The 14,472-nt window shown below is 39.4% G+C and carries 11 protein-coding genes and 1 pseudogene; 5 read left to right on the forward strand and 7 right to left on the reverse strand.

Annotated elements, in window-relative coordinates:
• Nucleotides 1–22 precede the first annotated feature (22 nt).
• Together ftsH and G7074_RS09425 are read left to right on the forward strand one after the other, a co-directional pair.
• A complete protein-coding gene (gene ftsH / locus G7074_RS09420; RefSeq protein WP_124558971.1) occupies nucleotides 23–2,044 on the forward strand; it encodes an ATP-dependent zinc metalloprotease FtsH in 2,022 nt (673 codons plus the stop codon).
• Between the two features lie 62 nt (nucleotides 2,045–2,106).
• Nucleotides 2,107–2,751, forward strand: coding sequence for an LUD domain-containing protein (locus G7074_RS09425; RefSeq protein WP_124558970.1), 645 nt, complete (start codon nucleotides 2,107–2,109; stop codon nucleotides 2,749–2,751).
• 85 nt (nucleotides 2,752–2,836) lie between these two features.
• Here the strand turns inward: G7074_RS09425 and G7074_RS09430 are convergent, their stop codons facing one another.
• Nucleotides 2,837–3,820 carry a hypothetical protein gene (locus G7074_RS09430; RefSeq protein WP_166208112.1) on the reverse strand — a complete coding sequence of 328 codons (984 nt, stop codon included), beginning with the start codon at nucleotides 3,818–3,820 and terminating at the stop codon, nucleotides 2,837–2,839.
• A gap of 377 nt (nucleotides 3,821–4,197) precedes the next feature.
• Between G7074_RS09430 and G7074_RS09435 the strand changes: the two genes are divergently transcribed.
• The gene (locus G7074_RS09435; protein WP_124558968.1) at nucleotides 4,198–5,274 is read left to right on the forward strand and encodes a 3-oxoacyl-ACP synthase III family protein; all 1,077 of its coding nucleotides are present in this window, start codon (nucleotides 4,198–4,200) and stop codon (nucleotides 5,272–5,274) included.
• Here G7074_RS09435 and G7074_RS09440 read toward each other — a convergent pair.
• The 5 genes from G7074_RS09440 to G7074_RS27905 form a co-directional block, all read right to left on the reverse strand.
• On the reverse strand, nucleotides 5,271–6,758 hold the full coding sequence (locus tag G7074_RS09440; RefSeq protein ID WP_166208115.1) for a tetratricopeptide repeat protein: 1,488 nt from the start codon (nucleotides 6,756–6,758) through the stop codon (nucleotides 5,271–5,273). The genes G7074_RS09435 and G7074_RS09440 overlap by 4 nt on opposite strands.
• 163 nt (nucleotides 6,759–6,921) lie before the next feature.
• Nucleotides 6,922–7,665: a zinc ribbon domain-containing protein gene (locus G7074_RS09445; RefSeq protein WP_124558966.1), complete on the reverse strand. Its 744-nt coding sequence runs from the start codon at nucleotides 7,663–7,665 to the stop codon at nucleotides 6,922–6,924.
• Nucleotides 7,665–8,762 (reverse strand): Nif3-like dinuclear metal center hexameric protein, encoded by a 1,098-nt coding sequence (locus G7074_RS09450; protein ID WP_124558965.1) that lies wholly within the window; start codon nucleotides 8,760–8,762, stop codon nucleotides 7,665–7,667. Before G7074_RS09450 ends, G7074_RS09445 begins: the two co-directional genes overlap by 1 nt.
• Before the next feature lie 77 nt (nucleotides 8,763–8,839).
• Entirely contained in the window at nucleotides 8,840–9,220 is a 381-nt protein-coding gene (locus G7074_RS09455; RefSeq protein ID WP_039474059.1) for a TM2 domain-containing protein, read from the reverse strand.
• Nucleotides 9,221–9,225: 5 nt separating this feature from the next.
• Nucleotides 9,226–9,381, reverse strand: coding sequence for a DUF2752 domain-containing protein (locus G7074_RS27905; RefSeq protein ID WP_370526645.1), 156 nt, complete (start codon nucleotides 9,379–9,381; stop codon nucleotides 9,226–9,228).
• A 376-nt stretch (nucleotides 9,382–9,757) separates the two neighbouring features.
• On the opposite strand from G7074_RS27905, the pseudogene mfd reads away from it, so the two are divergent.
• Together mfd and G7074_RS09470 are read left to right on the forward strand one after the other, a co-directional pair.
• Nucleotides 9,758–13,095: pseudogene (gene mfd / locus G7074_RS09465) on the forward strand (transcription-repair coupling factor).
• A gap of 60 nt (nucleotides 13,096–13,155) precedes the next feature.
• Nucleotides 13,156–13,374 (forward strand): DUF3820 family protein, encoded by a 219-nt coding sequence (locus G7074_RS09470; protein ID WP_124558962.1) that lies wholly within the window; start codon nucleotides 13,156–13,158, stop codon nucleotides 13,372–13,374.
• 303 nt (nucleotides 13,375–13,677) lie between these two features.
• Here G7074_RS09470 and G7074_RS09475 read toward each other — a convergent pair whose 3' ends face one another.
• Nucleotides 13,678–14,394, reverse strand: a complete 717-nt coding sequence (locus G7074_RS09475; protein ID WP_124558961.1) for a DsbA family oxidoreductase — start codon at nucleotides 14,392–14,394, stop codon at nucleotides 13,678–13,680.
• Between the last annotated feature and the right edge of the window lie 78 nt (nucleotides 14,395–14,472).

Raw genomic sequence — 14,472 nt, forward strand, 5'->3', positions numbered from 1 at the left:
AGAACCATTTTGACAAAGACAAATGAACGATAATCAAAATACCAACGAAAACAACAAACAGGGAAAAAGATTACCTAACATCCCGAAGAAACCCCAAAAAGGATCAAAATTTAACATTTTCTGGGTGTACGCAGCAATTATAATTGCCATTATTGCCGCCCAGTTCTTATTCACTACCGATAGTGGTAAAGAAGTTAAATACGATACTTTTGAAAGCCAGATGTTACTAACCGGCGACGTTGACCGGATTGTAGCTTACCAAACAGAAGACCTGGTTAAAGCTGAGGTTTACATTAAAAAAGACAGTTTAGATAAAAAACCACAATACAAAGCTTACAAAAATACAAGCTCTTTAAACATGTCGAGTGGCCCAACCGTGTACTTTACCTACGGTGGAAAATTTGCCGATTTAAGAGCTGCTTTAGCCGAATCGCAAAAAGCATTACCTGCAGGCAGAAAAGCAATTACCTTCAGTTCAGAAAATCGTAGCAATCCTTTAGCGAGCTGGTTTTTAAGTATTATTTTACCAGTATTACTTTTAATTGGTTTCTGGATTTTCATGATGCGCAGAATGGGTGGTGGTGCAGGCGGTGGCGGTCAGATTTTCAGTATCGGAAAATCTAAAGCAACCTTATTCGATAAAGAAAGTCAGGTAAACATTACGTTTAACGATGTTGCCGGTTTAGAAGAAGCTAAAACTGAGGTGATGGAAATTGTAGATTTCCTTAAAAACCCTAAAAAATATACCGATCTGGGTGGAAAAATCCCGAAAGGCGCTTTATTGGTAGGTTCGCCGGGTACCGGTAAAACCTTATTGGCTAAAGCTGTTGCCGGCGAAGCTCAGGTACCGTTTTTCTCTTTATCAGGATCTGATTTTGTTGAAATGTTTGTTGGGGTAGGTGCATCCCGTGTGCGCGACCTCTTTAAACAAGCAAAGGATAAATCACCTTGTATCATTTTCATTGATGAGATCGATGCAATTGGCCGTGCCCGTGGTAAAAACGGTGTAATGGGTGGTAACGATGAACGCGAAAATACCCTAAACCAGCTTCTGGTTGAAATGGATGGTTTTGGCACCAACACGCACGTGATTATTTTAGCCGCAACCAACCGTGCTGATGTTTTAGATAAAGCCTTATTAAGAGCTGGCCGTTTCGACAGACAAATTTATGTTGATCTACCGGATGTTATTGAGCGTAAACAAATTTTCGAAGTGCACATTACGCCTTTAAAGAAATCGGAAGAGTTAGATACTGAATTTTTAGCCAAACAAACGCCTGGTTTCTCAGGTGCAGATATTGCCAATGTTTGTAACGAAGCCGCTTTAATTGCAGCCCGAAAAAATAAATCGGCGGTTGATAAACAAGATTTCTTAGATGCTGTTGACCGGATTGTAGGTGGTTTAGAAAAGAAAAACAAAATTATTACCCCAAGCGAAAAACGTGCAATTGCAATCCACGAAGCAGGTCACGCAACGGTAAGCTGGTTATTAGAGCACGCTGCACCTTTGGTTAAAGTTACTATTGTTCCACGTGGACAGAGCTTAGGCGCAGCCTGGTACCTGCCTGAAGAGCGCTTAATTGTTCGCCCGCACCAAATGCTGGATGAAATGTGTGCTACAATGGGAGGCAGGGCTGCCGAAAAGGTAATGTTCGATACCATTTCTACAGGAGCGTTGAGCGATTTAGAGAAGGTAAACAAACAAGCGAGAGCAATGGTTACCATTTACGGCCTGAACGAAAAACTAGGAAACATTACCTATTACGATTCATCAGGTCAGAATGAATATAATTTCTCTAAACCTTATTCAGAAGATACTGCATTAACAATCGATAAAGAAATTTCTACACTGATTGAAGGTCAATACCAAAGAGCCATTAATTTGTTAGAAGAAAACAAAGATAAGCTGGTTCAATTGGCTGATATCTTAATTGAAAAAGAAGTATTGTTTAAAGATGATTTAGAAGAGATTTTCGGAAAACGCTTATTCGAAAATCAGGGAGAAAGCGGCACTCCAGGACATATTACTCCTGTAGAAGCATAAATAAACAATTTCAATTATTACATTTGCTACCCTGGTTATTCACCAGGGTAGCTTTTTTTTATATGAAGGATAATACAACAGCGAAAGAACAAATACTAAAAAAGATAAGAAAAGCACTGTTAGAAAAACGTGAAAATCCTTATCCCAATTTAGAAGAAAGTCAACTGTATAAAAAAAATACAGAGGAGCTGGAAGTGTTGTTTGCTGAACAACTTACAGCCATATCGGGTAATTTTATCTTCTGCGAAGATGGCATCGACTTCTTTGAAAACATGCTGCAGCTGGCTGATAAATTTAAATGGCGCAAAATATACTGCTGGGAGCCAGAATTGCAGCAGTTTTTAAGTAAATACGAATTTCCTTTTTATCAAACAGACAAAGATTTTGAACAGGCTGAGGTAGGCATTACCCTTTGCGAGGCACTAATTGCACGTAACGGAAGTGTAATGGTTACCAACCAGGGAGCCGCCGGCAGGAGACTAAGTATTTTTCCGCATCACCATATTGTAATTGCCAAAACCAGTCAGCTGGTTTTAGACCTTAAAGATGCTTTTGCTATACTAAAAAACAAATATGGCAATCAAATTCCGTCCATGATCAGCAACATTACTGGCCCAAGCAGAACTGCAGATATCGAAAAAACATTGGTTTTAGGTGCCCATGGTCCTAAAGAGCTTTTTGTATTTTTGATTGATGATTTTACCTGATCGCAATTAACTTAAAAACATAATGGCAGGAATAAGGTGATTAATCCTGCCATTTATAATATACTTTACAAAGATTATTAAATTTCTATCTACTGCTTTTATAATTTTTAACCACCAGTTCTCCGGCTGCATTTAAGCAGTATATATCTTCATCATAATTTATATATCTCCTTAAAAGCACTGGCTTTAATCCTTCATCTTCCAGTTTCCGGTGATCGAAAGCCACGTAAATTTCTACATTCCTGCGGTCTTTATCCAGCGTGATGGTTTTCCTGGTTTTAGTGTTGTAGATATCAACTTCCTGAATTCTCCTGTAATTATAACCCCAGCTAGAGTCTTCTCCAAAATCTTTACTTCTGCCAATCACAAAATAATCGTTCATTAAATGGAAGATCGTACTGATGCTTTTATCTTTAAAAAGCCGTTTTCCTTTGCTGTCAACCAGGTCAGCAATTTTTCTTGTCTTTCCATTGGTTAAAGTATTTTCCTCATTTAAAACCACAATACCCAGGTTTTTAGGGAAATTGTTTTTGTTATCGCTAAATGCTCCAAATGTGCTGTAATAATCCTTGCTTTTTAAAATCGTATCGCCATTTTCATTTAAAAAATAATTTAAACGGTTACCATTCATCGACATTGAGCCTGGGTAATCGGCAAAAAACAAAACATCTTTTGTGAGTTTAAGAGGAGCCTTTTTTGCGGGTTTTTCTGGTGTCTTACCTGCGGTTAAGGGTGTTTTCCCCATTGTTACATGCACTTCAGTAACTTTGCTCCTTTCTGCAACTTCGGCTCTTTGCTTTTTAAATGCAATCTCAGCCTCTGCCTTAAGCTTGGCATTTTTTATTTTCCCCAATTCAGATTGGGCCTTATCATCAGCAATTTTCTTTTTTCGGGCATCTTCATTTTCCTTGGCACAAGCAGGGCACATTAGTTTGCCTTCTGCGTTATTAGAGCCTTTTGGCGCAAACCTACAGTTATACCTGGAGTATTCACTTTTCGAAATATGTGATTGGGCATTTGCTGTATATGCGATAAACAGCAATACCATTAGGGACAGTAACTTTTTCATTTTTAGTTTGTTTATCCTGTAAAAATACAGCTAAGACCAGGTTAACCTAAATACCCATTACAAGGTATATTTAGTATTTATTTCGATAAAATCGATCGCCAGTACCAGTCGTTTATAAAAAAGCCATAACTTAACCCTTCAAGAAGTAGGAATACGGATTGACTTGATTGCTTGTAAGAACACAGGCTAAATTATTTACGGAATGGGATTTACTAAGCGTAAAAACATGGAGCACGAGTTAAATGTAAACAGAACACCAGGTTGATTAAAGTTTGCATTAAAAAAATAAACCGGTTAAAAATTAATTTATTTTCGATTACCGAATATAATTGATAGTTTTATACTACATACCGATTTAGTATGCGGTATTATAATTTATGAGCAAAGTAATAAATACGGTAATAGCCGGTACTGGAAGTTATATTCCGCAGAATATTATTTCTGGTAACGAATTCTTAAATGCTACGTTTTTTGAGAATGGAAGCCGACTGGAGAAGGAAAATGCTGAGATCATCGATAAATTCTCAGAAATTACAGAAATTGTAGAAAGACGGTATGCTTGCCCTGAGCAATTGAGCAACCATATCGGTGCTAAGGCAGCAGAAAAAGCGATCGAAAATGCCGGTATTGATAAGGAAACATTAGACTATATTATTTTTTGCCATAATTTCGGCGATATTCCTCTGGGTAGCAATCGCAGCGATATTTTGCCTTCACTGGCGTCAAAAGTTAAACAACAACTGGGCATACACAACCCCGATTGTGTGGCTTACGATATTATTTTTGGATGCCCTGGATGGGTTCAGGGAGCAATACAGGCAGATTACTACATTAAAAGTGGAGACGCCAAACGTGTAATGGTTATTGGTGCCGAAACACTGAGCCGCATTATCGATCCACACGACCGCGACAGTATGATCTTTTCTGATGGTGCAGGTGCTGTAATTTTCGAAGCCGAAGAGGCCGAAGAGAAGAAAGGGATACTGGCTCATAAAACAGAAACACATGCTGTAAACTATGGCAATTTATTAACCATGGGAAAAGGTTCTCACCCAGATGAAACAAGCGGCAATTATTACCTTAAAATGAATGGCAGGAAACTTTATGAGTTTGCGGTAGTTCAGGTACCCCAGGTAATTAAAAAAGCGATTGATAAAGCCGGATTGAGTGTAGAAGATATTAATATTGTATTTGTACACCAGGCAAATGGTAAAATGGATACCGCCATTATGAAACGCCTGTTTAAATTATATGGCAAAGATACCGTACCCGAAAATCTGGTGCCAATGACTATTTCGTGGCTCGGAAACAGTTCGGTAGCTACTGTACCAACCTTGTTAGACCTTGTTTTAAAAGAGCAGGTTGAAGGTTATAAGGTTAAAGCAGGCGATATTGCTGTTTTCGCTTCAGTTGGCGCTGGCATGCACATCAACGCGTTTATACACCGTTTTTAATTCGATAAGCGTTTTAATCCGGCTTTTGCCTGGCTTTCAATACTGTTTTCAAATTCATGGTTTTTCATGGAAATGGCTGTATTGAAAGCCTCTTTTGCTTTTGATACATTTTTTTTCTTTTCGTAAACTTTACCCATTTGCAGGGCTGCATTTGCTGCAAAATAATATTTCAGGTTTTTACCCTGATTAATAGTTGCCTGATAAGCAGTTAATGCCTGATCATCACGCCCAAGGTCATCGTTAATTCTACCCAAACGGTAATTAAACTCCGTTTTATCCCGGTCGCTTGCATAATCGGTGGTTTTCTTATCATCCAACACCTGTAGCGCCTTATTTAAATAGCCGCCATCGTACAATAACCTGGCCTTTAGCAAATCAACCAGCGGGGGAGTACCTGCTGCTTCATTTTTGGCCTGCTTATCTTTATCGTGATATAAATAACCCGAATTAAGCGCTTTGTTTGCATAGGCGGTATAGCCCGTTTTATCGCCTTTTAAGAGCGCAATCCAACCAAGGTGAATATTGGCGTCGCGAATATAATTTACGCCCTTATTCGTTTGCAAAAAGCGGTTAAAATAAGTCGCCGCATTGAGGTCTAATTTATTCAAGTGTGCAACACCTTCCAGATAATCGAGATAAGGGAAAGGCTGGTAAACACCTCCCTCAGGTTTTTTGGCTAAAATCTGAATGGCTTCTTCGTTATGACCCGTTTTAATGCTAACGTAACTCTGTAAATAGCTTTTTAATAAACTGGTATCAGCAATGCGTTCAGTATACTTCATCATTTTCGCATAAGCCGACGGGCTATGCGCAACATCTGTAAGTACGTAGGTATAGTAAAAAACCACTTCTTCATAAAATGGCTCGTATGAAGAACTTGATAAACTTTCGGCAAGCTTATCGAACATATTTAAGCCGTTTTGAAGGTTTCCTTTTATACCGAATGTAGCCAATGCGCTTTTCAGTGCACCATCAGGCAGATTGCCCAAAACCGCATTAACCAAACCTAAACCTTTTGCGTTTAGTGGAAAGTTTGGGAATTTTTTGCTGTTCTCCTGCAAAAGGCTGTTGGCTCTTTTAATTTCCATTGCGGCATTAAAAAATTCGCCAAAACGGCCATGAATTAACGCCCATTGTAAATTAATCTCAGCCTGGGCATAAAGATAATAGGGAGAGCTTTTATCATCATCCGAAATCTGGTCTAAACGGGTCGATTTATTTCCTTTTAGACGATCGAAATCGGCCTTGCTTTCAGATGTGATGATTGTAAAATAATCAATGTAGTTTTCAAGCAACGGAATGATCGAATTATTAGGCCTCTGCTTTTTTTCAGTAGCAATATAAGCGCGGGCATTACCCAGCTTTAATTCGAAAATGCTTTTATAAGCTTTTAAGCAATTGGCGTTGTAATCAAAGTTTGCAAATAATATAGACGGAAATATCAGAAGAGAGGCAAAGAAGGCGAAACGTAAGCTTTTAATCATGCTGAAAAATGGTATTTTCTTTTAGGTTGATGTCGCCCGAGCAACAGCTTTCACATTTAAACAAATATCTACATTTAACGTTAAAATGTGCGTGTTGTTTTGTTGCTAAACAAAAAACGTCCCGATTTAAGTCGGGACGTTTTTAATGCTTTTGCAATGCTGATTAAGCTTCTGCTACTTCGTGGGTTAATGCTTCATCAACCAAAATACGTCCGCAGTGTTCGCAAACGATGATTTTTTTACGTTGACGGATATCTAACTGACGCTGAGGCGGGATCTGGTTGAAACAACCTGAGCAAGAATCGCGATCGATAGTTACTACTGCCAAACCGTTAACCGCATTTTTGCGTAAACGTTTGTATGCAACCAGTAAACGTTCCTCAATTTGAGGCTCTGCTTTATCTGCTTTTTTCTGTAAATCCTGCTCTTCTTTTTCAGTTTCTGCAGTAATTACATCAAGTTCTGCTTTTTTAGTTTCTAAATCTTTCTTTCTGCCATCTAACTCGCCTTTAGCTGCTTCGTAGATTTCAGTTTTAGAGTTAATTTCGAAACCGTGTTCTTTAATTTTCTTTTCAGATACCTGAATATCTAAACCCTGAATCTCAATTTCTTTGGTTAAAGCATCGTATTCACGGTTGTTTTTAACTTCTTTTAATTGAGAATCGTATCTTTTGATTGCAGCTTGTGCATCTTTGATGGTATTTTTACGGGTTACGATCGAATCCTCAAGATCATCAAGTTCGCCTTTAATTTTTGAAATTCTGGTTTCTAATCCTAAAACGTCATCCTCAAGATCTGCAACTTCCATTGGTAATTCGCCACGTACCTGACGGATTTTATCAATTTTTGTGTGGATATTTTGTAATTCGTATAAAGCCTTTAGCTTTTGTTCTACGGTTTGTTCCATTAAAACAAGTAATTTATGGGGTTTGTATTTTGCTCCGTTAAACGGATTGCAAAGTTAGTAAATTTTTTTTGAATAATTTCAAGCAATAAATTTGAGGTAAATTGTTCAGTTTCAAAGTGTCCGATGTCGGCAATGATCAATTTTTCCTCTGCATCAAAAAACTCGTGGTATTTGAAATCTGCAGTAATAAAAGCATCGGCTCCGGTGGCAATTGCTTCTCTTAAAAGGAAGCTACCCGAACCGCCACAAACCGCTACCTTTTTGATCCTTTTGTTGATTACTTCGGTATGCCGAACTACACGTGCCTGCATCCTGTCTTTAACTAGGTGCAGAAAATCGTAACCATCCATATCATATTCCAGCCAGCCCACCATACCTGAACCAACCAGCTGGTGTTTGTTTTCCAACTTATAAATATCGTAGGCGACTTCCTCATACGGATGGTTTTCGAACAAAGCCACCAATATTTTCCGTTCGGCCTGGGCCGGGTAAACCATTTCGATACGTACTTCTGCCTCGCGATGGCGAATGCTTCTTTCGCCTACAAAGGGATCTGATTCCTCATTGCCCTTAAAAGTACCAAAACCATCAGCATTAAAACTGCATTCGCTGTAATTGCCAATATTACCCGCTCCAGCATAAAACAAAGCCGAACGCAATTGCTCTGCCTGTGCTTGCGGGCAATAGGTAACCAGCTTTTTTAACAAGCCGGCTTTGGGCGAAAGCACCTTGGTACCAGTTAAGCCTAAACGCTCACAAATACGGGCGTTTACGCCGGTATGGATACTATCTAAATTGGTGTGAATAGCATAAAGTGCAATATTATTCTTGATGGCCTTAAGTACAACACGCTCTACATAGTTTTTACCATTCAGCTTTTTTAAGCCTTTAAAAACAATTGGATGATGGGTAATAATGAGGTTGCAACCTACAGAAATGGCCTCATCTACAATCTTTTCTACACAATCTAATGCAACTAGGGCAGCTCTGATTTCCATATTCGGATCGCCAACAATTAAGCCCGAATTATCGTAATCTTCCTGATAATTGAGAGGGGCAATGCTTTCTAAATAATTGGTTATTTCGGCTAATTTCATGTGTTAAATATAAAAAAAAATTATAGCCCGGGATTTAAATCCCGGGCTATAATGTAGAAACTAATATCAGATTTTTATTAAACCTTAGGCGCAAATCCGCCACCCATTCTTACCATCTGTAAACTTTCGAAAACCATTTTCTGGTTGTGCTCAAAGGCAAGGGTTTTATGGTTTACCACATCGATTATCGAACCGATGAAACAAAGACCTGCAGTTAAAAGATACAAGATACCCATACCAATCTGACCGATAATGAATCTTTGCAATCCCGGTACAGCGAAGAGTCCGATCAAACAGAAAATTAACATATCTGATGGATTTTTTCTTTTGCTGCTGTAAATCATTAAGAAATTGCGCAACTGTTGCTCGTCTAAACCTGTAGTTGCCTGTTGTAAGTATGAGTATTCATCTGGTGTTATACCTGGTAACGACATCAGAGGTGATTGAAATATATCCATGGTGTTTATCTGTTTGAGGTTAAAATTTTAAATGTTTTTATCTTTTTTGCTAGTATATAAATTCTGTAAAGTATAATTAAAAGTGCCGGAAACCCGAACCAATGTTCAGCAAAGCTTTCAGTAAATTCGCCATGAAAAATATGACTTATCGACCTGCCAATCCCACATCCCGGACACCAGCCCCGTAGCCTAAATTAGCCAGCGGGCAAAGTGTGAAGTGATGTTCGTGGCTATTTGCTGTTGCCAATAACACTAATGCTATTACCCAGAAAACAAGTTCTAATGGAAAGCGCTTAATGTTGCCCATTGTTTCACTTTTTATATAAATTAGAGGCTATACCACTGCCTTTGTTACATCAATTTACCCTTAATCGACGAATGGGGGATATATTTCGACCAAACTTGTGATACTATCTAACAATGCGTAGTTATTTATTTTCAAAATTGATTTTTGTATGCTACCCCGGCCAAAAATAGTTAAAAAAACCTTTACACAAATTACAGGTTAATATTAAAAGATAAGCTTATTTTTGTGCCTTGAACATTCGCGATTTAATAAACAGATACAAAACCGACGATAGGGTAACTCAATTTACCAAAACGTTGAACAGCACCAAATACCCGAAAGTACAATTAAAGGGACTGGTGGGTTCGGCCGATGCTATTGTTGCCCTTTCCTCTTATTTTTTATTACACAAGCCGCTGCTCTTCGTTTTACCCGACAGGGAGGAGGCCGCCTATTTTCAGTCTGACCTTGAAAGTGTGCTGGATAAGCAGGTTTTGCTGTTTCCGTCATCGTACCGCAAATCATTCGATTTTACACAGGTTGACACTGCTAATGTACTTGCGCGCGCCGAGGTTTTAAACGAACTGAACCATGACTCGGAATATGGCAAAATAGTTGTTTCGTATCCCGAGGCCATTGCCGAAAAAGTTATTGACCGCTCTGCGCTTGAAAAAAACACCCTCGAAATTAGCATCGGCGCCAAGCTGGGCATTGATTTTATCAATGAGTTTTTAATTGATTACGATTTCGACAGAGCGGATTTTGTGTATGAACCCGGCCAGTTTTCAATCCGCGGTGGTATTGTAGATATTTTTTCGTTCTCTTCTGATCTGCCTTTCCGGATTGAGTTTTTTGGCGATGAAGTAGAAAGTATCCGCAGTTTCGAAATCGAGAGCCAGCTTTCTGTAGCAGATGTTAAATCGCTAACCATTGTACCCAACGTACAGGCCAAATTCTTAACTGAAAGCAATATCAGTATTCTCGATTACATTGATCAGGATACCCAACTCTGGTTTAAAGATGTAGAATTCACACTCGATATTGTAAAAGCAGGTTTTAAAAAGGCGGTTGAGCTTTGGAAAGCTCTACCTGCAGCCGATAAAAGTCAAAATCCCGAGTGGATTGATCCGAAATTTGCTTTTACTGATGAAAAGCTATTGGGAGATCACCTTCACGATTTTCCGCTGATTGAGTTTGGAAAGCAATTTTTCTACAAAACCGACGATCGTTTTGAGTTCGAAACCAAGCCACAACCTTCATTCAATAAAGATTTTAATCTGCTTATCCATAACCTTAAGGAGAATGAAAAAGCCGGTATTGTTAACTTTATCTTTACCGATTCGCCAAAGCAGATAGAGCGTTTGTATGCCATTTTAGAAGATATTGATAAAACGGCCAAGTTTACGCCAATCAACAGCATGCTGCGCGAGGGCTTTGTAGATCCGCAAATCCAGACTGCTTTTTATACCGATCACCAGATTTTCGATCGTTACTACAAATACAAGCTTAAAAAAGGCTATCAAAAAAGTCAGGCCATTACCCTGAAAGATTTGAGGGAACTTAAATCAGGCGATTATGTTACACACATCGACCACGGTATTGGAAAATACGCCGGATTGGAAAAAGTAGAGGTTAACGGTAAAACCCAGGAGATGATCCGTTTAATTTATGCCGATAACGATCTGCTTTATGTAAACATCAACTCGCTGAACCGCATTGCCAAATACAGCGGCAAAGAAAGCGGTGTACCCAAGATGAACAAACTGGGTACCGATGCCTGGGATAAGCTAAAAAAAACTACTAAAAAAAAAGTTAAAGATATTGCCCGCGACCTGATTAAGCTTTATGCCTTGCGTAAAACACAGGCCGGAACGGCATTTTCTCCCGATAGTTACCTGCAAACTGAACTTGAGGCTTCCTTTATTTACGAAGATACCCCGATCAGCTAAAAGCTACGCAGGATGTGAAAAAGGATATGGAAGCGCCACACCCAATGGATCGCCTGGTTTGTGGCGACGTGGGCTTTGGCAAAACCGAAATTGCAGTTCGTGCAGCATTTAAAGCCGTTGCCGAAGGCAAACAGGCCGCCATTCTGGTACCTACAACCATTTTAGCCTTACAGCATTACAAAACCTTTTCTTCGCGTTTAAAAGATTTTCCGGTTACGGTTGATTACATTAACCGTTTTAAAACCAATAGACAGATAAAAGATACGCTTGCAGAAGCAGCAGCCGGAAAAGTTGATATTTTAATTGGTACACACCGTTTGCTGAGTAAAGATGTCAAATTTAAGGATCTGGGCATCATGATTATTGATGAGGAGCAAAAGTTTGGGGTGAGTGCAAAGGAGCGATTAAAAGCTGTGCGTGTAAATGTTGATACCCTGACTTTAACAGCAACACCTATCCCAAGGACTTTGCACTTCTCGTTAATGGGAGCGCGTGATTTATCGATTATCAGCACACCACCACCTAACCGCCAGCCGGTAAGCACCGAATTGCACGTTTTTAACGATAAGCTGATTCAGGAAGCTGTACAATTCGAATTAGACCGTGGAGGTCAGGTTTTCTTTATTCACAACCGGGTAAACGACCTGATGCAACTGGGTGGACTGATTCAGAAACTGGTGCCTAAAGCACGCATAGGTATTGCCCATGGTCAGTTAGATGGCGATGCATTGGAAGATGTAATGCTCGATTTCATTAACGGCGAAAAAGATGTTCTGGTAGCTACGACTATTATCGAAGCTGGTTTGGATATCCCCAACGCCAATACCATTATCATTAACCACGCCCACATGTTTGGGCTGAGTGATTTACACCAAATGCGTGGTAGGGTAGGTCGAAGCAATAAAAAAGCTTTTTGTTATTTATTGTCACCACCATTATCTACGCTCACTTCTGAAGCCCGGAAGCGTTTAAGTGCCATTGAAGAGTTTTCTGATCTGGGCAGTGGATTTAACGTGGCCATGCGCGATTTGGATATCAGGGGTAGTGGAAACTTACTGGGCGCCGAACAAAGTGGTTTCATTGCTGAAATCGGGTTCGAAATGTACCATAAAATTTTGGATGAAGCCATTCAGGAGCTTAAAGAAGCAGAATTTAAGGGTTTATTTGAGAATGAACCTGAGCGACCTTTTGTTGGTTTTACGCAGGTTGATACCGATTTAGAGCTCTACATTCCGGATGCCTACATCACCAATATAACTGAGCGATACAATTTATACACCGAACTTTCTAAGCTCGATAACGAAAACGATTTGGCCATCTTTGAAAAGCATTTAGCCGATCGCTTTGGCCCAGTTCCACCGCAGGTTAAAACCATGCTTAGCGTAGTACGTTTACAATGGTTCGGCAAAAAACTGGGCTTCGAGAAAATCAGTTTCAAGAAAAACAGTTTAAGGGGCTATTTCTTAAGTGATAAGCAATCGAAGTATTTTGATTCGAATACCTTCACCAAAATTTTAACGTTTGCCCAAAACCACCCGCGAATGTGCAATTTAAAAGAGGTTAAAAATACGCTGCGAATTGCTTTTGATAACATTAGCAATGTTGAAGAAGCAATAGAGGTTTTAGCGCTTATCGATTAAAAAACGTTAATTTGATCAACACATTGACTGAATTAACGTTTTTCCTAATTTTATATTTAAATGTTAGACCCAACCCTTTTACTCGATTTAGTGAAAATGCAGATGCCTTATGGAAAATATAAGGGTTACCTGATCTGCAATATCCCCGAAAGTTATTTGCTATGGTATAAGGATAAAGGATTTCCGAAAGGGAAGCTGGGCGACTTAATGGCTACGATGTTCGAAATACGGGTTAATGGATTGGAATATTTATTAACCCCGTTGAAAAATAAACGGTAACACCAGCCTGGTAGGTCGTCATCCTGAGCATAGTCGAAGGATCTGACTCTCTCAAAGTTACCGTCATTTCGAGCGGAGTGTAAAGCAGTCTAGAACCACGAAGCTGTTTAGGCTCAGATCCTCTCTCACTCTTTTTCACTTAAGTATTTCTAATTTATCTCTTTTTCGATTGAAAACAAACATAGGAGTGCTCAGCGAAGCTAAATCTGTCTCGGGATAGATCTCTCCATCCCACTGCGTTCCAGTCGAGATGACGAGTATGATATTTGTTCCCGCAGACCAGCTTAATCTGAGGGAACAAAGTTATATCTCACAACCGTTTTCATCACAAATGGCGTCGCCGGTTTTATTTAAAGAGGTAAGCTTTGTTTTAGGTTGTGCTTCTTTCCATTCTTTAAAACTTTGTGTCAAAGCCTCGGTAAAAGCCTGTATGGGTTGCGCACCCGAAACTCCATATTTTCTGTCCATTACAAAATAGGGAACTCCACGAATGCCCAGGTTTTGGCTTTCATAAATATCGTAACGCACTGCCTCAGCAAACTGATCACCAGCCAAAACTGCTTCAGCTTCTGCTTTATCTAAACCGATTTCTATTGCAACATCAACCAAAACACTGGTTTCTCCTATATTTTTCGCTTTCACAAAATGTGCTTCAAACAGTTTTTCTTCAGCCAGGTCCTGCAGGTTATGCTTTGCCGCCAAATGAATTAAACGGTGCGCATTAAAGGTATTGGCAGGTATGTTGGTATCAAAATCGATAGTTAAACCTGCATTTGCAGCCATATCAACAACTTGTTTGGTCATTTGCCTGGCTTGCTCAACAGGCATTCCCTTACTACGCGAGAGGTAATCGTAAACCGTTTCGTTGTTGGTATTGTGGTATTCAGGATTAAGCTGATAACTTTTCCAATCTACTTCAATTTCATTTTTAAAAGGCAGCGTTTCGATAGCTTGCTCAAAATGCCTTTTTCCGATATAGCAAAACGGACACATTACATCCGACCAGATTTCTACTTTCATGATACAAAATTAGGGCGATTATATTTGCCCAGGGTAAGCTGAAAGTCAAAAGCCACTATCTTTTAGGATAGTGGCCTT

Source organism: Pedobacter sp. HDW13, from assembly GCF_011303555.1.
Taxonomy (GTDB): Bacteria; Bacteroidota; Bacteroidia; order Sphingobacteriales; family Sphingobacteriaceae; genus Pedobacter.

Coding starts and splice junctions, on each gene's coding strand:
- ftsH (WP_124558971.1), top strand. CDS start 23: ATGAACGATAATCAAAATACCAACGAAAACAACAAACAGGGAAAAAGA.
- G7074_RS09425 (WP_124558970.1), top strand. CDS start 2,107: ATGAAGGATAATACAACAGCGAAAGAACAAATACTAAAAAAGATAAGA.
- G7074_RS09430 (WP_166208112.1), bottom strand. CDS start 3,820: ATGAAAAAGTTACTGTCCCTAATGGTATTGCTGTTTATCGCATATACA.
- G7074_RS09435 (WP_124558968.1), top strand. CDS start 4,198: ATGAGCAAAGTAATAAATACGGTAATAGCCGGTACTGGAAGTTATATT.
- G7074_RS09440 (WP_166208115.1), bottom strand. CDS start 6,758: ATGATTAAAAGCTTACGTTTCGCCTTCTTTGCCTCTCTTCTGATATTT.
- G7074_RS09445 (WP_124558966.1), bottom strand. CDS start 7,665: ATGGAACAAACCGTAGAACAAAAGCTAAAGGCTTTATACGAATTACAA.
- G7074_RS09450 (WP_124558965.1), bottom strand. CDS start 8,762: ATGAAATTAGCCGAAATAACCAATTATTTAGAAAGCATTGCCCCTCTC.
- G7074_RS09455 (WP_039474059.1), bottom strand. CDS start 9,220: ATGGATATATTTCAATCACCTCTGATGTCGTTACCAGGTATAACACCA.
- G7074_RS09470 (WP_124558962.1), top strand. CDS start 13,156: ATGTTAGACCCAACCCTTTTACTCGATTTAGTGAAAATGCAGATGCCT.
- G7074_RS09475 (WP_124558961.1), bottom strand. CDS start 14,394: ATGAAAGTAGAAATCTGGTCGGATGTAATGTGTCCGTTTTGCTATATC.